Consider the following 19,513-nt stretch of genomic DNA (forward strand, 5'->3'; position numbering starts at 1 on the left):
GTGACGATCGCCTCTCCCCACCTCGGCAGCTCGGCGGCGTGGACGGACGCCAAGCTGCTGTTCGCGCTGGAAGAGGTGGTCGAGAAGGAGCTCAACCGCCACCTGAAGGTCACCAAGGACTGGATGCCCCACGAGTACGTCCCGTGGAGCGAGGGTCGGAACTTCCCGGGCTTCTTCGAGGACGGCGAGGCCTGGGACCCGCAGCAGTCCAAGGTCACCGACATCGGCAAGATCGCGCTGGTCGTGAACCTGCTGACCGAGGACAACCTCCCCAGCTACCACCACGAGATCGCGACGCTCTTCGGCCGCAACGGCGCCTGGGGCACGTGGGTGCACCGCTGGACCGCCGAGGAGGGCCGCCACGGCATCGTGATGCGCGACTACCTGCTGGCCTCGCGCGCCGTGGACCCGGACAAGCTGGAAGCCTTCCGCATGCAGCACATGTCGGAGGGGTTCGAGTCCGACAACCGCCACTCGATGCTGCACTCGGTGGCGTACGTGGCCTTCCAGGAGCTCGCGACCCGCATCTCACACCGCAACACCGGCCACCAGTCCGGTGACCCGGTCTGCGACCGGATGCTGGCCCGCATCGCGCAGGACGAGAACCTGCACATGATCTTCTACCGCAACCTGCTGGGCGCGGCCTTCGAGATCGCCCCGGACCTAACCATGCAGGCCGTGCGGGACGTCGTCGTCAACTTCCGGATGCCCGGACACGGCATGCCCGGCTTCGAGCGGATGGCCGCGCAGATGGCCATCGGCGGGGTCTACAACCTGCGGATCCACCACGACGACGTGCTGAGCCCCGTGATCCGCTTCCTCAAGATCATGGACATCGACGGCCTCGGCCCCGAGGGCCAGAAGGCCCAGGAGGAGCTCGGGCTGTTCATGAACGGCCTGGACTCCGAGGCCCGCAAGTTCGACGAGAAGCTGGCTGCCCGCGCGGCCCGCATCGCCGCCCGCAAGGGCTGACCGATTTCCGCTCGCTCGGGCGAGTGATGCCGATTGCCCTGGCAGAGCCCCGCTCTGCCAGGGTTTCGCGTCATGACCTCGCTCCAGGTGGACATCGACCAGCTGACCCGTCTGACACGCACACTGGACTCCTCGCTGGTCTCCCTGCGGGAGGCCCGGCGCGCGCTGAACCACGTACGACCCGACCAACTGGGCACGGCGGACCTCGACGCGGCGTGTGACGGCTTCCAGGAACACTGGGCCTACGGCACGCAGGAGCTGACCCAACGCGTCAAGGACGTACGGGAGGGCGTGGACCGCAGCGCCGCGGAGTACGCGGAGCTCGATCAGGCCGTCCGTGCGGCGTTCCTCCGGGCGGCGGCCGCGCGTGACTGAGTACGCGGCACTGGGCTTCGACCCGGCCCCCGGAAATCCCGCGACGGTCCTGGCCCTGGCCAAGAAGCTCAGCGGCTCGGCCACCTCCCTCGGGGAGGCCTCCCGGGTGGTGAAGGACCTGGTCTCCCACAGTTCGACCTGGCAGGGCGAGGCCGCCACCGCCTTCCGCGCTTCCCTCTCGCAGGACCTCCCCCGCTACCTCGGCGCGGCCCACACCTCCCTCGCGGAGGCGGCCCGCCAGCTCACGGGGTGGCACGACGTCCTGGTCTCCCACCGCGCACTGGCCACGCGGTACGAGGCCCAGGCCGCGGCGGCGAAGACGGAGGAGGCCCTCACCGATGCCCGCCGCCTGGCCCGAGAACTCGCCGCCGAACACGGCACGGCCGCCCGCCGGGTCGCTCAGACCCTGAACGCGGCGACGGACCGACTGGCCCCCAAGGAACCGGGCCTGCTGGCCTCGATCTGGCACCAGATCGTCAACGATCCGGCGGACGCGATGTCGAACGCGTCGGCGATGCTCGGTTTCGTCGGCGCTTTGGTGGCACTGGCCTGCCCGCCTGCGGGGCTCGCGATCATGCTCGTCGGAAGCGGCCTGTCCTTGGCGGCTCTGGCGATGCACACCTCGGACCCGAAGTTCCGCAAGTCCCTGTCCGACGGCTTCACCAAGGGCCAGTTCGACGCGGACTTCTGGAAGAGCAGCGTGACACTCCTCGGAGACACGGTCGGCACGGTACCCGGTGTCGCGGCGGTCGCCTCCGGCGCCAAGGCGGGCACGGCTGCTGCCCGGGCGGCGATGGCAGCCGCTCCCGAAGGAAGCGCCGTGGCAGGACTCGCCCCTGGGGCCACCGCGTTCAGGCAAACGGCATGGACCACTTCTGAGGACCTGCAGCGGTTGGAGAGCCCGCTCACCGGATGGGCCATGCGGTCGTCGACTCCGGACGCCAGGGAACGCGTAGGCGTGGCGGTGGCCGTTACAGGTGCGGTGACCGCCGCAGGGGACTACGGCCCGGAGAACGAGGTGGTCGAACAGAGCTCGACGGCTGTGGACGGCACCCGAGGAGTCTTGGAAGATGCCCCATCGGCCATCAGGAAAACGGGCCATGTCTGGTCGGTGCTGCGGCCGTGACTCAGCAGAGAAGCGTCCCGCCGGTCTGGTTCCGTCTGCCCCCGGGCTTCCACGACATCGGCACTGGCGACGCAGCGTCCTTGGAGGCGTTCGCGGAAGCCCTGGGCAGCGCTACTGCCCGACAAGAGCTATCCCGGCTCATGGACGGTCTTCAGGAACTGGCGGGGCACGACGTGGTACACACTGCGCTCGGCTTCCATCCCGAGGATCCGGCCGGGGTCGCCACCTCACTGTTCTCCCTGACGATCCGGCGGATCGAACAGCCCAACCCCCGGCTCGCCGTGGCACGTGCTGCTCTGGCCATCGCCCGCTCACCCCTGTGGACCAGCGCCGTCCGTAGGTTCATCGACCTGCCGTCGGCTCTTCCGTGCTCGCTGGTCGCCGGGATCATTTCCGTAGCGGATGTCGAGCGTCACCTGTTTCAGGCCAGGGTCGCAATGGTGCATCCGGATGGACTCCACTTGCTCGTCCTCGATCTGACCAGCGCCTGCACCGAGCATGCCGCCGCCTATACGGACATCCTCGAAGCGGTTGCGCACACCCTCCAGTTCACCGACCCCGACCCGAGTGCGCCGAAGGCCTCCGGAACCTCACGCATCTTGGAGGTACTCCTGTGAGCATCACGCTCACGAAGACGGCCTGGGACCACCCTCCGACAGTGGTCGGCTACAAACGCTTGGCTGTCCGACGCTTCAATTGGGTGCTCAGCCTCAGTGGTCCTCCGCTAACCGCCGTCGTCTGCATCGGGCGCGTCCCGCACGCGGCATGGGCCTTCTGCACCATGCTCATTCTGGTCACGCCCTATTTGCCCTGGGTGGTCGTCGCCTACTTCCGTCGGCGTCGGGTCCTTGCTGTGCTCCAGGCCTACCCGTGGCGCGAGTTTCCGTGTCGACACCAACGCAGGCTGAACGGAAGTCCAGCAACCGTTGCCATCCCCTTCCGGGAGGACTTCACGGCCATGCTCCGGATCATCCCGTTCCCCGTCCCGCTCGCAACGCTGGAGGACGGCCACCCGGACCGGATCTGGTTCGCCGGGGACCCCCGTTTCGGTGGCGTCGTATCTCCCGTCGGGGGGCACTACCCCGTGCGCGTGGTGCCCCACACTCCGCGCCGGGAAGAGTGCGGTGGTGAGGGATTCGACCTCGCGCGGCGCGTGGGGCTGGTCCGGGGGAGCGGGAAAGGGACGCGCACCTGATTAGCCGCGGCGAGAACGCAGGGCCAGGCGCTCGGCTTCCGAGAGGCCGCCCCAGACTCCGAAGCGCTCGTCATTGGCCAGCGCGTACTCCAAGCACGCCGCCCGTCCCTCGCACGCGCCGCACAGCCGCTTCGCGTCGCGGAGCGAGGAGCCGGGCTCCGGGAAGAAGAAGCCGGGGCCCGTCTGGGCGCACAGGGCAAGGTCGTACCAAGCGGTGTCAGTGGTTGTGGCAGTGGTGTTAATCGACATGCCGGAGATACTGACCGCTGCCGATGGACGTCCGATCAACGGCTGATCAACACCTCGTCATGAGCCGACTGCGGGCGTGCTGGCTATGACGGCGAACCGCGCCCCGAAGGGATCCGCGAGCTTGGCGAACCGGCCGACTCCTTCCATGGACACCGGGGTGAGGCGTACCTTCCCGCCCGCCTCCTCCGCCTTCGCCGCCGCGGCGTCGCAGTCGGCCACCTCGAAATACGGCGTCCAGTAGGGCCGTTCGACTTCCTCCACCGGGTCCGTGGAAATCGGGACCAGGCCACCGAAGGCCGCCTCGTCCTTCGTGCTGGCCGGCTTGGCCATCGTGTACGCACCGCCCTCGTAGGGCACCTCGCTGGTCTGCCAGCCGAAGACCGCGCGGTAGAACTCGGCGGCCCCTGCCACGTCACCCGTGTACAGCTCCGTCCAGCACAGGGTGCCCACGTCCGTGACCGCGCCCAGGACGGCGTTCGTCCGGGGCTGCCACACGCCGAAGCCCACGCCCGCCGGGTCGGCGCATATCGCCATCCGGCCGAAGTCCAGCACGCTCATCGGCTCGAAGGTCACCTTGCCGCCCGCCTTCGTCACGGCCGCGGCCGTCGCATCGGCGTCGGCGCTCTGGAAGTACACCTGCCAGGCGCAGGGGCCCTGCTCCGCCGAAACGCTCATACCGCCGGCGACGGTCTTGCCGCCGAGGTGGAACATCCCGTACCCACCGACCTCTTCGCTGCCCGCCTGGAAGTCCCACCCGAACAGTGCCCCGTAGAAGTCGGCGGCGCCGCCGATGTCGGGCGCGCCGAGGTCCACCCAGTTCGGAGAGCCGTCCTTGTAGTCCGTGGTGAGCATGGTCCGTACTCCTCTCGACCTCGTCTGCGCGCCCTGTCCTTCCTCTTCGAGCATCGCACCCGCCACTGACAGCGGCGCCCTTCCTCCACCGAGTGCACGACCGTGCGTTCGGTAAGATGGTGCTATGGCTGACGGACGCGTGGAACGCGGCAACCAGACGCGGCGGGCCGTTCTCGACCGGACGATGAGCATCGCCTCCGTGGACGGTCTGGAAGGCCTGTCCCTCGGGAAGATCGCCGGGGATCTCGGTCTGAGCAAGAGCGGGGTGTTCGCGCTCTTCGGCTCCAAGGAGGACCTCCAGCTCGCCACCGTCCGCGCCGCCGTGGACGTGTTCAAGGACGAGGTGGTGCGGCCCGTGCACCGGGACCCCGACGGTCTCGCCAAGGTGTGGCGGCTCTGTGAGCGCTGGCTCGACTACTCCGGACGTCGGGTCTTCCCCGGCGGATGCTTCTTCTACTCCGTCTCCGCGGAGTACGACGCACGCCCCGGACCCGTACGGGACGAAATCGCCAAGGCGCGGTCCGACTGGACGCGTTACATCGAGCGGCTGCTGGACGAGGCCCGGCTGACGGGTGGATTCCGGGACGCGTCCGATGCGGACGAGGTTGCGCAGGTCGCCTTCGAGCTGACGGCCCTGATGGAACTGGCCAACGCGCATTCCGTGCTGCACGGTGACCCGCTGGCGTACGAGCGGGCTGGTCGGGGGATCCTCCGCCGGCTGCGCGCGGTGGCGGCCGCTCCGGACGAACTCCCGGAACGACCGCCCGCCTTCAGCTCGCCTTCCTGACCCTGCTCCTCACGCGCGTCGCACAGTCGTGGGCCGGGGCTCGTGCTCGTGCCCCGGCTCGGTGGCGGGCTCGGTGGCGGGCTCGGTCAGCGCGAATTCGACCGCCGCCGCAATGATGTCGGGATCGGCCAGGATGCGGCGGTGGCCCAGTCCCGTGGTCTCGATCAGGCGGGCCTGCGGGCCGTAGGCGGCGGCGATGGCGCGGGACTGGGCGGGATCGATCACGTCGTCCTCCGTGTCGTGGGCGAGGAGGATCGGCGCCCGTAGGCCGGGAAGGCGACGGCGCGCGTCGAGGCGCTGCCAGACGTCGGGGTCGCCGGGGAAGAGGCGGCGCTCGACATGGGTGCGCAGGGCGCGCCCGACTCCTTCGCCGAGGTTCAGCCCGGCCCGGAACCGCTCCACGAGGTAGTCGAAGTGGGCCACTCCCCCGATGCCGACCACACGGTCGACCCGTATGCCGTCGTACAGCATGGAGAAGACGGCGAGCACCCCGAAGGAGTGGGCCACGACGGCCGAGAAGTCGCCGTGCTCCGCGTGCAATCGGCCGATGATGGCGCGGTAGTCGAGGATGGTGGAGGCTCGGCCGTCCGACTCGCCGTGCCCCGGTGCGTCGAAGGCGATCACGGTACGCCCCTGGGCGCGCAGGGCCTCGATGAAGCCGGCGAACCGCGAGGCGCGCGAGGACCAGCCGTGCACGATCAGCACGGGCCGGTCCCCGTCCCCCCAGCGGTAGGTGGTCACGGCCGTGCCGTGCACGATCATCCGCCCGCTCACCGCCCGTGCCATCACCTCCGCCTCCTCGGGCCGCAGTCGCGCGCGCCCGAGGGGCCGGACAAAGAGCACGAAGGCCCGGGACCCGGCCAGTCCCGGGGCGAGCCGGGCGGTGATGTTGAGGGTGGTGCTCAGGAGTGAAGCCATGGGACGCATGTGCAGGTTCTCCGGAATTCTCCTCAGGGCAGCCAGATGCCGGTGGCGAGCCAATGCGGAGATATTAGCACGATCGTTCGTGTTGTTTCCTGGTGAGCGCATGGCGACCACCGCTGGGCCCGTTGTCCGTTCTCATCGGAACCAGGCGCGTCTCATCAGCTCTGCAAGGGTCGATCAGGCGTCGTCACTGCCGACCAGGAGGGACGGCCTCTCCGGCGCATCGTTGCCGGATGGCGCAGCGTTGCAGAGCAACAGCGGCAACGATCAATGCGGGTAGGCCCTTGACCAGTGGCGATGGGCCGTCAGCAGGCGATCGCGACGGCGCAACGGGAGTTGCTGTCGCTCCTGTTTCCTCATCACGTACTGCAACGTTCGCCGGGTCGTCCATGCTGGTTCTCCCTCCCGCAATCCGCCGGATGGACACCAACTCCCGTTACGTGGAACGGGTTGCACGAATGGAGAATCACGATGGACCGTCCTCTGCCGTCACTGAGGTCGACCCTGGTGCTTCTGCTCGCTCTGCTAGCCGGCACGGTGCCAGGTGGGCTGACAGCCGTCACGGGGGCGGGCGCCGCGCGCATCCTCCTCGCGGGCATCGCCGTGGTGGGCCCGGCCGTACCCTTCTTCGGCCACCCCATTGATACCGACGGCCGCGGGACGGCCAAGGAACAGCACCATGGGTGAGTTGCGGCCCTTGGGCGACGACCTCAACGATGCCTCCCGTGCACTGGCAGAGGCGCTACGGGAATTGTTCGAAGGCCTAGGGGTGTCCGTCCGCCGGTACGCAGCGCGGCGCCAGCGTGACCCCGGGACATTCTCGCGCTATCTGAACGGGACCCGGTTACCTCCGTGGCAGGTGATCAGCGACCTCTTCGCCGATGTGGCCGAGCACCGTGGAAGCGCGGTGACCACGGAGGCCATCGAGTTCGTGCGGGGCTTGTACGGGTCAGCCGTGGACGCTTCTTCCTCCCCCAAGCACGCGGTGGAGATCTTGGAACAGCAGCTCGCCGATGCCGACCGGGTTTCCCGGCGGTCCAGCGTCCGTGGGGACGTCCTGGGCGATGCGCTCTTGGACCGGACGGAACGCATCGCAGACCTGGAGACACGGCTCAACCAGCTGGAGGCGGACCGGATCGCCGAGCAGCGGCGGGCGGACGAGCTCGCCGCCGCCTACCCCGACATCTCCGGACTCCTCCATGAACGCAACACGCTCCAGATCGAAATCGAGCGGCTCGGAGCGGACCTCAGGCAGGCACAGGCCCAGCGTGCCGCGGCCGAGGACCGCTGCCACCTCCTCGAACGCCAGCTGGAGGCCGTCGAAACGGTCACGGTGGCCGGACCGGCCGCCACACCGCAGGCCATGCCGAAAATCCTCATCGTCGATGACCAGCCGAACAACCTGCTCGCCATGACGGCGGTCCTGGCCACGCTCGACCAGGAACTCGTCACGGTCTCCTCGGGCCGGGAAGCACTCAAGGCGCTCCTCGACCACGACGATTTCGCGGTCATCATCATGGACGTGCAGATGCCCGAGATGGACGGCTACGAGACCTGCGCCCATGTGAAGCGCCGGCCGAGGACCCGGGACATCCCCATCATCTTCCTGACCGCCATGGGCCTGGACTCCGAACACTCTGCCCGCGGGTACGCGGCGGGCGCCGTCGACTACATCAGCAAGCCCTTCGACCCGTGGGCCCTGCGCGCCAAGGTCGCCGTCTTCACCTCCATCTACCTGGAGCGACACACCCCGTAGAGGACCGCGGGACACCAGAGCTCCCGCTTGCAGCAGATAAGACGAAATCGTATAGTTCGAAAACGTGAAGTCCGAAACCGTGCCATCTGACTGGTCGGCCCTGCTGGCGCTCCAGCGGGCCACCCATGCCACCCTCCAGGTGCTCGCCGGCGAGCTGGTCGACCTGGATCTGACCGCCTCCGAAATCAACGCGCTGGCCAATCTCGCCGACGGCCACGGGCGCACCGTGTCCGAGCTGGGAGCGGCCGTGGGGACCCGACCCAGCACGCTGACCAGCGTGCTGGACCGCCTGGAGCGGCGTGGTCACATCACCCGGGGCGCCCGTCCCGGAGACCGCCGGGCGGTGCTCGTCGTACTCACCGACTCCGGGCAGGTGGCTGCCGCGAGGATCCGGCGGACCATCACCGATCTGGAGCGGCGCGCGCTCGACGGCCTGTCGCCCGAGGCGGTCGCCGGGCTACGCGCAGCACTACGAGCCATGACCGAGGTGACCTGATGACCGAACCCACCTTTGACGCATTGATGACCGAAGTGATGGCGAGCGCCGAGCGGTTCGGTCACCGGGAGCACGTCCACCTGACCTGGCTGGCCGCGCGCCGCTGCGGCATACCCGCGGCGATCGTGCTGGTCAGTGACGGCATCCGGCGGACCGCCCGCTACGCGGGTGCGCCGCAGAAGTACCACGCGACCGTCAGCCGTGCCTGGGTGGAGCTGGTCGGGTACTACGCGGCCGAGGACGGCGACGACGACTACGCCGCCTTCGCCGACCGCCACCCCGCACTGCTCGACAAGCGTCTGCTGACGCACTACTACCGTCCGGCCACGCTGGCCGCCCCGCAGGCGAAAAACGGCTGGGTGGAGCCCGACCTCGCCCCCTTCCCCGGGCGGGACGCCGCCGCGTAGCGGCACTCAGTCCTCGTGCTTCGCCCGGCTGGGCTGGACGCGCTTGGGCTCGCCCGGCATCTTCGGGTAGTCCGGGGGGTAGGGCATGTCCCCCAGGCCGTGCTCGTGTTCGTCGCGGGCCGCGAGTTCCAGTACGGCGTCCAGCGCGAAGGCGTGCTCGTCCATGTCGGCGTGCAGATCGCCCAGTTCGGCGAAGCGGGCCGGCATCGTCACGATGTCGAAGTCGCGGGGCTCGGCGTCGTCCACCTCGTCCCAGCGCAGCGGCGCCGATACCGGTGCGTGCGGGCGGGGGCGGACGGAGTAGGCGGAGGCGATCGTGCGGTCGCGTGCGGTCTGGTTGTAGTCGACGAAGATCCGCTCGCCGCGCTCCTCCTTCCACCAGGCCGTCGTGACCTTGCCCGGCATGCGGCGTTCCAGTTCTCGGCCGAGGGCGATGGCGCACCGCCGGACCTCGGTGAAGGTCCAGCGCGGCTCGATCGGCACGAAGACGTGCAGCCCACGGCCGCCCGAGGTCTTGGGCCAGCCGCGCAGCCCCAGCTCCTCCAACAGGGCTCGCAGTTCATGGGCGGCCGCCACCGCATGGTGATAGTCGGTGCCCGGCTGTGGGTCCAGGTCGATCCGGAGCTCGTCGGGACGGTCGGTGTCCTCGCGCCGCACCGGCCAGGGATGGAAGGTGAGGCACCCCAGGTTGGCCGCCCACAGGACGGCGGCCGGTTCGGTCGGGCAGATCTCGTCGGCCGTGCGGCCGCTCGGGAAGGCGATGTGTGCGGTGGGGATCCAGTCGGGGAGGTTCTTGGGTGCCCGCTTCTGGAAGAAGGACTCGCCCTCCACCCCGTCCGGAAAGCGTTCCAGGGTCGTGGGCCGGTCGCGCAGAGCGCGCGTGATGCCGGGCGCGACCGCCAGGTAGTACTCGGCCACGTGCCGCTTGGTGAGGCCGCGCTCCGGGAAGTACACCTTGTCCGGGCTGGACAGCCGTACCGTCCGCCCGCCCGCGTCCAGCTCGATCGCATTACCGGCAGCACCCATGTGCGCCACGGTAGGCGGGCCCGGTCATGCCCGCATACCGGGCAGGTCCGGACGTACCACCGCAGAATCGAAGGCATGGATCTGCCAGTGATGCCGCCCGTGAAACCGATGCTCGCCAAGTCCGTCGCAAAGATCCCGCCGGGAATGCAGTACGAGGCCAAGTGGGACGGCTTCCGGGCCATCGTGCATCGCGACGGCGACGAGATCGAGCTCGGCAGTCGCACGGGCAAGTCCCTCACCAGGTACTTCCCCGAGCTGGTGAAGGCCCTGAAGAGCAATCTGCCGAACCGTTGCGTCATGGACGGCGAGATCGTCATCGTTCATGGCGGGCGCCTCGATTTCGACCGGCTGACCGAGCGGATCCATCCCGCGCAGTCCCGCGTCGCCATGCTGGCCGAGACGACGCCCGCCAGCTTCGTCGCCTTCGACCTGCTCGCACTGGGCGACGACGCGCTGCTCGACACCCCTCTCGCCGACCGCCGTGCCGCCCTCGTCCGCTCCCTCTCCACCGCTCGGCCCCCCGTGCATCTCGCGCCCGCGACCACCGACCCCGCGCTCGCGCAGGAGTGGTTCGAGCGATTCGAGGGCGCCGGGCTCGACGGAGTGATCGCCAAGCCCCTCGATCTCCCCTACCGGCCCGATGCCCGCCTCATGTTCAAGGTCAAACACGAACGTACCGCCGACGTCGTCGTCGCGGGTTTCCGTTTCCACAAGAGCGGTCCGATTGTCGGATCACTGCTGCTCGGCTTGTACGACGTCCACGGCACCCTCCAGCACGTGGGCGTGTGCGCCGCCTTCCCCATGAAGCGCCGCGCCGAGCTGGTCGAGGAACTCGAACCGCTACGGATGCCCGACCCGACCGGCCACCCGTGGGCCGCCTGGGCCGAGGAGTCCGCCCACGAGAGTGCCCGGCTGCCCGGCGCGCAGAGCCGCTGGACCGGCAAGAAGGACCTGTCCTGGATTCCGCTGCGACCCGAGCGGGTCGTCGAGGTGAAGTACGACCACATGGAGGGCGACCGCTTCCGGCACACCGCCCAGTTCCACCGCTGGCGGCCCGACCGGACGCCCGAGGGTTGCACCTACGCCCAGTTGGAGGAGGTCGTCGGCTACGACCTCACCGAGGTGCTCGGTCCCACCGCCGGCGCCACCGGCGCCGACGACTCCCCCGACTGAGCGACCGACCACCACCGGGCCACCACGCCCGAGCCGCCGCCCCCGCGCCGCCACGGCTGGGCCGCCACGTCGCCGCCCCTCGGCTCAGCCCGCCGTCAGCTTCTCCCACTCCTCCCGGTCCGGCCCCGACGCGTTCGGCGCGTAGTGCGGCCGAGCCGCCAGCCAGCTCGCCACCCTGGCGCGGACCTCCGGATCCGCGTACGCCCGCCCCGGCAGTTCCGCCAGGTGCCGGACCCGCGCCCGCGCCCGCATCACCTCCGGGTCCTCCAGCGCGCAGTCGAACAGCGCGGACACCTCGCGCGCCGTCCCGCCGCGCACCGCCCTGGTCGCGAAGCGCTCCCCGATGGCCGCGTCCGCGACGACCTGGAAGTCGAACCACGGTTTCAGGGTGTGCTCCGCCCAGGCGTGGTGATCGGTGGCGTACCGCGCCGATCCCGGATCCCGGTGCGCCGTACGGGCCACCCTGCGCGCCGCCCACAGTGCGAGCGAGGTCCCCTGCCCGAGGGTCGGGTTGGTGTGCGTGATCGAATCCCCGACCGGCACCAGCCCGGTCACCACCGGGCCCTCTTCGTCGACCAGCGCGCTCCACCGGTTGTCCAGGCTCGCCGTGGCCAGCACGCCCGACAGCGGCTCGGCGCCCAGTCCCAGCCAGGCCGCACCGGGCGGGAAGGTGCGCGCCACCGCCTCGAAGACGGCCGGGTCGCGCAGCGCCGAGCGCGTGGGGTCGGCGGTGTGCACGAACAGCGTCACGGCGAAGGTCCGGTTGTCGGCCGGGAAGGCGGCGCATCCGGCGAAGGGCCCACCGGTCACCGCCCACGGCCGACGCGGCCCCTCGTCCCTGCCCGCGGGCAGCCGGTACCAGCGGCAGAAGTATGCGAGCCCGGTGCGGTGCCGCTCCACGACGGGCGGTCGGCAGCCCGCTTCGGCCAGCCGGCGTTCGGTGCCGCCGCGCCGGCCACCGGCGTCCACGACGAGGTCCCCCGGGTAGCTCCCGATCTCGGTGGTCACTCCCGTCACCTGGATCCCGATGCCCTCGGACGACCCCGGGGCCGTGATCAGTTTGGTGACCGGCTCCCCGTACCGGACGACGACCCCCGGCTCCGCGCGCAGCGCCGTGGCCAGGGCGCTCTCCAGCACGATGCGCCGGGCCTGGAGCATCACCAGGTCCTCGTCGCCCGGTCGCGCGGGCGGACGTACGTCGAACCAGTCCAGCTCGTGCCGTTCGCGGGCGCCGAGCCGGAGCATCTCCTCGTGGACGTCGGGCAGATCAGCGCGCAGCACGTTGCGGGCGGCCCCGAGCAGCACGTGCGGCTGGGCCGCCTGCGGTACCGTCGGCCGGCGCCAGCCGAAGAAGTCGCGGTCGAGCGCCGTGCCCGGAGCCCTCGTATCGCGTTCGAAGACCTCCGCCGTGTGTCCGCGCCGTGCCGCGAGCAGCGCGGTGGCGGCCCCCGCGACGCCTCCGCCGATGACCAGTACATGTGCCATGGAGCGTCCCCCCGAGCCGTTGGACCGTATGACGATCACACTGCTCAGAGCCTGCGCGAACGGGAGTCGACCGAAACCCGCACGGATGTCCGAAAAGCACTCCGGCGCACACGCGCCGACTCACGCTCCGAGTCACATTCCGGCGCCCGCGCGGTGGGCCCGAACGGCCCGCCGGGTCTCCTCCTCGATCAGGTCGGCGTTGAGGGCCATCGCCGCCCGCACCCCCTGGGCGGCTGCACCCGGGACCTTCTCCAGCGGGGAGGTCACGTTGCCCGCGACCCAGACCCCGTGCAGGGCGGTGGCTCCGGTGGCCGGATCCGACTCGACGCAGGTACCGATCGCCCGGCCGTCCCGCTCCACGACCGTGGTCGGCAGACCGAGGCCGGTCAGGACGCCCGAGCGGGCGGTGAACCGCGGGGCGACCACCAGGGCCCGGCACTCCACCACGGCGCCGTCCGCCAGGGTCACGCCGGTCAGCGCCCCGTCTTCGACCGCGAGGCCGGTCACCTCGCCCTCGACCACCCGGACGTCGAGGGCGGCGAGCAGTTCCCGGTCCTCGGCGGTGAGCTGCCAGGTGTGCGCGAGCAGGGTGGTCCGCCCGCTCCAATGCCGCCAGAGCTCGGCCTGGTGCACGGCGAGGGGCCCGTCCGCCAGCACCGCGATCGGCTGCTCCCGTACCTCCCAGCCGTGGCAGTACGGACAGTGCAGCACGTCCCGCCCCCAACGCGCGCCGAGGCCCGGCACGGCGGGAAGCTCGTCCACCAGACCGGTGGCGACCAGCAGCCGGCGCGCCCGGACGGACCTGCCGTCCCCGCAGCGGACCACGAAGGTCCCGTCGGGCAGCCGGTCCGCGGCGACGGCGGTGCCCGGCCGGATCTCCCCGCCGTAACCGGTCACCTCCGCGCGCCCCTTGGCCAGCAGTGAGGCGGGGCTCTCCCCGTCCTGCCCCAGGTACCCGTGCATGTGCGCGGCCGGGGCGTTGCGCGGGCTGCCGGAGTCGATGACCAGTACCGTACGGCGGGCCCGGACCAGGGTGAGTGCCCCGGCCAGCCCGGCGGCCCCACCGCCCACGACGACCACGTTGAAGGAGCTGTCGCTTGCGTTGTCCATACCTGTGAGGGTCTGCCCGCGACGGCCCGCTTGACAAATGTTGTTGCCGAAGCGGCAAATGGATCCATGGCCACCGAGGAGCAGGACGAGGAACTCGCCGGCGTGCTCACCGCCGTGGGCCCGCGGCTGCGCGCCCTGCGCCGGGCGCGCGGCACCACGCTGGCCCAGCTCAGCGAGACCACGGGCATCTCCCTCTCGACCCTCTCCCGGCTGGAGTCCGGGCAGCGCAGGCCGACGCTGGAGCTGCTGCTTCCGCTGGCCAGGGCGCACCGGGTGGCGCTCGACGAGCTGGTCGGCGCCCCTGAGACCGGGGACCCCCGGGTCCGCCCGCGTCCCTTCGTCCGGCACGGCAGCACCTATGTGCCGCTGACCCGGAAATTCAGCGGGGTCCACGCCTTCAAGCAGATCCTGCCGCCCCTCGAAGCTCCGCCCGCCGAGCCCGAGCTACAGGTCCACGAGGGCTACGAGTGGCTGTACGTGCTCTCCGGACGCATCCGGCTGCTGCTCGGCGGGCACGACCTCGTCCTCGGTCCCGGCGAGGCCGCCGAGTTCGACACGCGCACCCCGCACGCCTTCTTCAACGCGGGTCCGCAGCCCGCGGAGTTCCTCAGCCTCTTCGGCCCCCAGGGCGAGCGGATCCACGTCCGGGCCCGGCCCACCCCTCCGTCGGAAGGACGTCCATGAACACCCCCCACGAACGCCCCGAGCGGGCCGCGCCGCAACCCCATGCCGTCGTCGGCGTCGGACTGGTCGTCCTGGCGGCGGACGGCCGGGTGTTGCTCGGCCAGGCGCACGACGGCCGGTGGGAACTGCCCGGCGGAAAGGTCGACCCCGGGGAGGGCTTCGAGCAGGCCGCCGCCCGGGAACTCGCCGAGGAGACGGACCTGCGGGCGGCCCCCGAGGCGATCCGGATCCTGTCCGTGCAGATCGACGCGCAGTCCGGCCTGGTCAGGTTGACGGCTGCCGCCGTCACCACCTCGGCGAAGGGCGTCCCGGCCGTCACCGAGCCGCACAAGATCGCCCGCTGGCAGTGGTTCGCCCCCGCCGAGATCCCCTCGGCCCTGTACGCCCCGTCGGCGGCCGTGCTGCGCGCCTGGCGGCCGGACCTCACCGCGCTGCCGGACGTCGCCTCGTACGCCTACCCGACCTCGAACCCGGCGGCGCGGGCCGGGCAGGATCTTTGAGAACCCGACCTTTTGAGAACACGACCTACGTGGTGGCCGTCAGGACCGTCACCGTGGTCACCGTCACCATCGCGGCCTGCATGTCCTGGATGGCCGCCCGGACGCTCTCGTCCGCCCACCGGCCGGCGGCCATCTCCGCCGTCCTCTCGGTCACCTCGTCGGGCTGCCGGCCGGGGAAGGCGAGCCGGTGCAGCTTGGCCGAGTGGATCAGGGCGATGAGTCCCGCCGTCCGCTCGTCCGGCGCGGCGCCGCCGAAGACGACCTCGTGGAGCCGCTCGCGCAGGGCGCGCTCGACCGTGCCGTCCGCCTCCGGATAGCGGCGCTGCGGGAACACCCCGAACACCTTGTGCACCTGCGCCACGACCAGCCCGCGCTCGCTCAACCTCTCCAGGGCGGCACCGACCGCCCTGGGCTGGTCCTTCGTCAGCCAGTCCGTCACCCGGCACTTGCCGCGGCCCCGCAGCCAGGCCTGCATCAACCGGATCCGACCGTCGAGCAGTTCTTCCCCCGTGGACTCGGTGTTCCCGAGCTCCAGGTACTTGCCCGACACCGACACCCGCTCCGCCAGGACGAGTTCGAGCAGCAGCGCGCCCGCCACGGCCCAACCCGCCGCCTGCCGCTGCCGCGCCGCCCCGGATTCGTCGTCCAGGGACAGCAGCATGATCTCCTCGGCCAGTGTGATCCTCACGAGCGCCCCCCGTCGTCCGCCTGACGGTCCGTCCGTCCTACCGCCTCGTGGGGGATGACGAGCGTCCGACGCGCGAGGTTGCCTTCCGGTCCGGGCCCTACCGCCGCAGCACCACCTTTGGCGCGAAGTTGCCCTCCTCCAGGTCCTCCGCGAGCAACCGCTTGGCGATGGCGTCCGCCGCCACCCGCAGTTCGGCGCTCCGCGGCCGCCCCCGGTCCTTCTCCAACTGGTCCTTGAGCCAGTCGCCCCAGGCCTTCGAGATCACGTCGGCCTCCCGCTGCCCGGCCGCGGTGAGGGTGAGGAAGCCGTCCTGGCGGCTGACGAAGCCCTCGTCCGCCATCCGCTCGTAGACCGGGATCAGCACCTCCGGCGGCAGGGACCGGCGGCCGGCGATCAGGGCGAGGGGGGCGTGGCCGACGGTCCGGGTCAACAGGTCCACCTGCATGACCGCCCAGGCTCCCGCGATGTCCAGCCGGGTGTCGGAGCCCTGGACGATCCCCCGCGCCGTGTCCGCGCCCATGTTCCGGACGAGTTTGCCGACGGCCAGCTCCAGCAGCTTGGCCGAGTCCCCCGAGGCCGTGGCCGGGGAGCCGAACCCGTCGCCCATGTCCGTGGAGCCGGCCCGGGCACTGTCGCGCAGCCGTACCTGCTTGAGGAAGAGCGCCACGACGAAACCGAACACGGCGACCGGAACGGTGTACAGGAACACGGTCTGCAGGGCCTGCGCGTACGCGTCGATCACCGGGGCGGCGACCGTCGGATCGAGCCGGTGCACCCCTTCCGGGGTGGACGCGGCCTTGGCCAGCTCCGCCGGATCCTGTCCGGCGAGCCGCGCCGCCTCCACGTACGCCGCCTCCAGTTCGGGCCCCAGGTGGTTCGCGTAGATCGTTCCGAAGACCGCCGTCCCGAAGGCGCTGCCGAGCGTACGGAAGAAGGTGACGCCCGAGGTGGCCGTGCCCAGGTCGGCGTAGTCGACGGTGTTCTGCACGGCGATGGTCAGCACCTGCATGGACAGGCCGATGCCCGTGCCGAGCACGAACATGTACAACGATTCCAGCAGGGTGCTGGTACCCGGCTCCATGCGCGACAGCAGGTACAGGCCGATGCCCATGACCGCGTTCCCGACGATCGGGAAGATCCGGTACTGGCCGGTCTTGCTCACGACGTTGCCGCTGAACACGGAGGCGATCAGCAGGCCGATGACCATGGGCAGGGTCCGGACGCCCGAGATCGTGGCCGAGTCCCCGTCCACGTACTGGAGGTAGGTCGGCAGGAAGGTCATCGCACCGAGCATCGCGAATCCGACGACGAAGCTCAGGATCGAGCACACGGCGAAGACCGGATTGTGGAAGAGCCGCATCGGCAGCATCGGTTCCACGGCCCGGGTCTCGACCAGACAGAACAGCGCCAGCGCGACCGCGCCGCCCGCGAACAGGCCGATGATGACGGGCGAGGTCCAGCCGTACTCGTTCCCGCCCCAGCTGGTGGCCAGGATCAGCGCGCTGGCGCCGACGGCGACCAGCGCGATGCCCAGGTAGTCGATCACCGGCTTGCCCGAGGCCCGTACCGTCGGGATCGTCTTGGCCGCCGCGACGACGACGAGGATCGCGATCGGGACGTTGACGTAGAAGCACCACCGCCAGGTCAGCTGGTCGGTGAAGAACCCGCCGAGCAGCGGTCCGATCACGGTGGCGACCCCGAAAACGGCTCCGATCATGCCCTGGTACTTGCCGCGTTCGCGCAGGGGCACCACGTCGGCGATCAGCGCCATCGCGGTGACCATCAGGCCGCCGGCCCCGACGCCCTGGACGCCGCGCCACACGATGAGGAAGGTCATGTTGCTGGACAGGCCGCACAGGAAGGAGCCGCTGATGAAGACGATGGCGGAGATCTGGAAGATCAGTTTCCGGCCGAAGAGGTCGCCGAACTTGCCGACCAGGACCGTCGCGACGGTTTCGGCGAGCAGGTAGGAGGTCACCACCCACGACATGTGGTCGCCGCCGCCCAGGTCGCCCACGATCGTGGGCAGCGCGGTGCCGACGATCGTCTGGTCGAGCGCCGCCAGCAGCACGCCGAGCATGATCGTGCCGAAGATGACGTTGCGCCGCCGCCGGTCGATCTCGGGGGGCGCGGGGGCCGTGGCGGGGGCAGTGGTCACCTTCGCACTGTCACAGCGCGCCCGCCGCCGCGCATGTGGCGCTGGGCCGTACGGAGGAACCGCCCGCCGGGACCGACGCAGGTGGACCCGGACTCGGCGCAGAGGGAGCAGGCCTCGGCGCAGGTGGCCCCGGCCTCAGCGCAGGTAGGCCAGGCCCGGGTGCTCCGCCGCGTACCCGTCGAGCAGCCGCCGGGCCACCCCCACCGAGTCGACCAGAGGATGGAGCGCGAAGGCCTTGACCGCGTCCGCCCGCGAACCGCTCGCGGCCGCCGCCAGGACCTCCCGCTCGACCGCCTTGACCGCCGTCACCAGCCCCACCGCGTGCAGGGGCAGCTGGGCGACGCCCACCGGGTGGGCGCCGTTCGCGTCGACGAGGCAGGGCACCTCGATGACGGCCTCGGCGTCGAGGACGGAGAGCGTCGACCGGTTCCGGACGTTCAGGATTAGTGTGGCCCGCTCGTCCCGGGCGATGGCCCGCATCAGCGCGAGCGCGACCTTCTCGTAGCCCCCGGATTCGAGGTCGCTCTCCTCGCGCTCCGGGGCACCCGCCGCCTCGCGGTTCTCGGCCATGTACGTGGCCTCGCGCTCGGCCCGGGTACGGTCCCAGGCGGCCAGCGCCGCCCCGGCCGGTGCCCCGACCCGGGCGGCCTCGGCGTAGAAGCCGCGCTGCTGGTCGATCAGGAAGGCCCCGCGCGTCTGCTTGGCCTCCTGGTACGCCCGTACCGTGTCACGGTTGAAGTAGTAGTAGTGCAGGTATTCGTTGGGGACCGCACCGAGCGAGCGCAGCCATTCGGCCCCGAAGAGCCGGCCCTCCTCGAAGGACTCCAGGGCTTCGGCGTCGGCCAGCAGCCGGGGCAGCTCGTCGCGGCCGCCGATGCGCAGCCCGCGCACCCAGCCCAGGTGGTTGAGACCGACGTAGTCGATCCAGGCGTCCTGCGGGCGGGCGCCCAGCAGCCTGGCGATGCGCCGGCCGAGGCCCACGGGGGAATCGCAGATGCCGATCACCCGTTCGCCGAGTTCCTCGGCCATGGCCTCGGTGACCAGCCCGGCCGGGTTGGTGAAGTTGATGACCCACGCCTCGGGGGCGGTACGGGCGATCCTGCGGGCGATCGCGCGCGCCACCGGCACCGTCCGCAGGCCGTACGCGATCCCGCCCGCACCCACCGTCTCCTGGCCCAGGACTCCCTCGGCCAGGGCGATCCGCTCGTCCGCAGCACGCCCTTCCAGGCCACCGACGCGGATGGCGGAGAAGACGAAGTCAGCGCCGCGCAGGGCTTCGTCCAGGTCTCCGGTGACCGTGACGGCCGGGGCGTCGACCGCCGGATCGGCCGCCGCAGCGGCCGAGGCCTGGTCGCGGAGCACGCGGGCCATGGCGGTGAGCCGCGCCGGGGCCTCGTCGTACAGCGTCACCTGGGACACCCTGCCCTCGGCGCGGTCGCCGAGCAGCGCGCCGTAGACGAGCGGTACCCGGAAGCCGCCCCCGCCGAGGATGGTCAGCCGCACGCCCCTACCGCCTTTCGCCAGTACAGATCCCGTTGCCGGCGCCGCCG

The 19,513-nt window shown here is 70.9% G+C and carries 22 protein-coding genes; 13 read left to right on the forward strand and 9 right to left on the reverse strand.

Annotated features, from left to right (window positions below):
* The 5 genes from OG207_RS09080 to OG207_RS09100 all read left to right on the forward strand — a co-directional run bounded on the left by OG207_RS09080 (position 1) and on the right by OG207_RS09100 (position 3,668).
* Positions 1–972: an acyl-ACP desaturase gene (locus OG207_RS09080; protein ID WP_329097518.1), complete on the forward strand. Its 972-nt coding sequence runs from the start codon at positions 1–3 to the stop codon at positions 970–972.
* A gap of 72 nt (positions 973–1,044) precedes the next feature.
* On the forward strand, positions 1,045–1,347 hold the full coding sequence (locus tag OG207_RS09085; RefSeq protein ID WP_329097519.1) for a hypothetical protein: 303 nt from the start codon (positions 1,045–1,047) through the stop codon (positions 1,345–1,347).
* Positions 1,340–2,473 carry a hypothetical protein gene (locus OG207_RS09090; RefSeq protein WP_329097520.1) on the forward strand — a complete coding sequence of 378 codons (1,134 nt, stop codon included), beginning with the start codon at positions 1,340–1,342 and terminating at the stop codon, positions 2,471–2,473. Before OG207_RS09085 ends, OG207_RS09090 begins: the two co-directional genes overlap by 8 nt.
* 140 nt (positions 2,474–2,613) lie before the next feature.
* A complete protein-coding gene (locus tag OG207_RS09095) occupies positions 2,614–3,090 on the forward strand; it encodes a hypothetical protein (RefSeq protein ID WP_329097522.1) in 477 nt (158 codons plus the stop codon).
* Positions 3,087–3,668 (forward strand): hypothetical protein, encoded by a 582-nt coding sequence (locus tag OG207_RS09100; RefSeq protein WP_329097524.1) that lies wholly within the window; start codon positions 3,087–3,089, stop codon positions 3,666–3,668. The genes OG207_RS09095 and OG207_RS09100 overlap by 4 nt, the downstream gene beginning before the upstream one ends.
* Here the strand turns inward: OG207_RS09100 and OG207_RS09105 are convergent, their stop codons facing one another.
* Together OG207_RS09105 and OG207_RS09110 are read right to left on the reverse strand one after the other, a co-directional pair.
* Positions 3,669–3,917, reverse strand: a complete 249-nt coding sequence (locus OG207_RS09105; protein WP_329097526.1) for a WhiB family transcriptional regulator — start codon at positions 3,915–3,917, stop codon at positions 3,669–3,671.
* Between the two features lie 57 nt (positions 3,918–3,974).
* The gene (locus tag OG207_RS09110) at positions 3,975–4,769 is read right to left on the reverse strand and encodes a VOC family protein (protein WP_329097528.1); all 795 of its coding nucleotides are present in this window, start codon (positions 4,767–4,769) and stop codon (positions 3,975–3,977) included.
* Between the two features lie 124 nt (positions 4,770–4,893).
* On the opposite strand from OG207_RS09110, the gene OG207_RS09115 reads away from it, so the two are divergent.
* Positions 4,894–5,556: a TetR/AcrR family transcriptional regulator gene (locus OG207_RS09115; RefSeq protein ID WP_329097530.1), complete on the forward strand. Its 663-nt coding sequence runs from the start codon at positions 4,894–4,896 to the stop codon at positions 5,554–5,556.
* A 9-nt stretch (positions 5,557–5,565) separates the two neighbouring features.
* Here OG207_RS09115 and OG207_RS09120 read toward each other — a convergent pair whose 3' ends face one another.
* Positions 5,566–6,474 carry an alpha/beta fold hydrolase gene (locus OG207_RS09120; protein ID WP_329097532.1) on the reverse strand — a complete coding sequence of 303 codons (909 nt, stop codon included), beginning with the start codon at positions 6,472–6,474 and terminating at the stop codon, positions 5,566–5,568.
* 477 nt (positions 6,475–6,951) lie between these two features.
* Between OG207_RS09120 and OG207_RS09125 the strand changes: the two genes are divergently transcribed.
* From OG207_RS09125 to OG207_RS09140, 4 genes are all read left to right on the forward strand, one after another.
* Entirely contained in the window at positions 6,952–7,167 is a 216-nt protein-coding gene (locus OG207_RS09125; RefSeq protein WP_329097534.1) for a hypothetical protein, read from the forward strand.
* Complete coding sequence (locus OG207_RS09130) at positions 7,160–8,236, forward strand: response regulator (RefSeq protein WP_329097537.1); 1,077 nt, start codon at positions 7,160–7,162, stop codon at positions 8,234–8,236. Before OG207_RS09125 ends, OG207_RS09130 begins: the two co-directional genes overlap by 8 nt.
* A 64-nt stretch (positions 8,237–8,300) precedes the next feature.
* Entirely contained in the window at positions 8,301–8,732 is a 432-nt protein-coding gene (locus OG207_RS09135; protein ID WP_329097539.1) for a MarR family winged helix-turn-helix transcriptional regulator, read from the forward strand.
* Positions 8,732–9,139, forward strand: coding sequence for a hypothetical protein (locus tag OG207_RS09140; protein WP_329097541.1), 408 nt, complete (start codon positions 8,732–8,734; stop codon positions 9,137–9,139). The genes OG207_RS09135 and OG207_RS09140 overlap by 1 nt, the downstream gene beginning before the upstream one ends.
* Positions 9,140–9,145: 6 nt before the next feature.
* Here the strand turns inward: OG207_RS09140 and ligD are convergent, their stop codons facing one another.
* Positions 9,146–10,165 (reverse strand): non-homologous end-joining DNA ligase, encoded by a 1,020-nt coding sequence (ligD, locus tag OG207_RS09145; RefSeq protein WP_030016235.1) that lies wholly within the window; start codon positions 10,163–10,165, stop codon positions 9,146–9,148.
* A gap of 75 nt (positions 10,166–10,240) precedes the next feature.
* On the opposite strand from ligD, the gene OG207_RS09150 reads away from it, so the two are divergent.
* Positions 10,241–11,338 carry an ATP-dependent DNA ligase gene (locus tag OG207_RS09150; protein WP_329097543.1) on the forward strand — a complete coding sequence of 366 codons (1,098 nt, stop codon included), beginning with the start codon at positions 10,241–10,243 and terminating at the stop codon, positions 11,336–11,338.
* An 84-nt stretch (positions 11,339–11,422) separates the two neighbouring features.
* Here OG207_RS09150 and OG207_RS09155 read toward each other — a convergent pair whose 3' ends face one another.
* A complete protein-coding gene (locus OG207_RS09155) occupies positions 11,423–12,823 on the reverse strand; it encodes an FAD-dependent oxidoreductase (protein ID WP_329097545.1) in 1,401 nt (466 codons plus the stop codon).
* Between the two features lie 132 nt (positions 12,824–12,955).
* On the reverse strand, positions 12,956–13,933 hold the full coding sequence (locus OG207_RS09160) for an NAD(P)/FAD-dependent oxidoreductase (protein ID WP_329097547.1): 978 nt from the start codon (positions 13,931–13,933) through the stop codon (positions 12,956–12,958).
* Positions 13,934–13,999: 66 nt separating this feature from the next.
* Here OG207_RS09160 and OG207_RS09165 point away from each other — a divergent pair, with 66 nt between their 5' ends.
* Positions 14,000–14,617, forward strand: coding sequence for a helix-turn-helix domain-containing protein (locus OG207_RS09165; protein ID WP_329097550.1), 618 nt, complete (start codon positions 14,000–14,002; stop codon positions 14,615–14,617).
* A complete protein-coding gene (locus OG207_RS09170; RefSeq protein ID WP_329097552.1) occupies positions 14,614–15,117 on the forward strand; it encodes a nucleotide triphosphate diphosphatase NUDT15 in 504 nt (167 codons plus the stop codon). Before OG207_RS09165 ends, OG207_RS09170 begins: the two co-directional genes overlap by 4 nt.
* Before the next feature lie 25 nt (positions 15,118–15,142).
* Here OG207_RS09170 and OG207_RS09175 read toward each other — a convergent pair whose 3' ends face one another.
* From OG207_RS09175 to OG207_RS09185, 3 genes are all read right to left on the reverse strand, one after another.
* The gene (locus OG207_RS09175) at positions 15,143–15,805 is read right to left on the reverse strand and encodes a GOLPH3/VPS74 family protein (RefSeq protein WP_329097553.1); all 663 of its coding nucleotides are present in this window, start codon (positions 15,803–15,805) and stop codon (positions 15,143–15,145) included.
* Between the two features lie 97 nt (positions 15,806–15,902).
* Positions 15,903–17,963 (reverse strand): MDR family MFS transporter, encoded by a 2,061-nt coding sequence (locus tag OG207_RS09180; protein ID WP_443072692.1) that lies wholly within the window; start codon positions 17,961–17,963, stop codon positions 15,903–15,905.
* A 135-nt stretch (positions 17,964–18,098) separates the two neighbouring features.
* Entirely contained in the window at positions 18,099–19,466 is a 1,368-nt protein-coding gene (locus OG207_RS09185; RefSeq protein ID WP_329097555.1) for a 6-phospho-beta-glucosidase, read from the reverse strand.
* Positions 19,467–19,513: the final 47 nt, after the last annotated feature.

Origin of the sequence: Streptomyces sp. NBC_01439 (assembly GCF_036227605.1) — a bacterium.
In the GTDB taxonomy this organism is placed as follows: Bacteria; Actinomycetota; Actinomycetes; order Streptomycetales; family Streptomycetaceae; genus Streptomyces.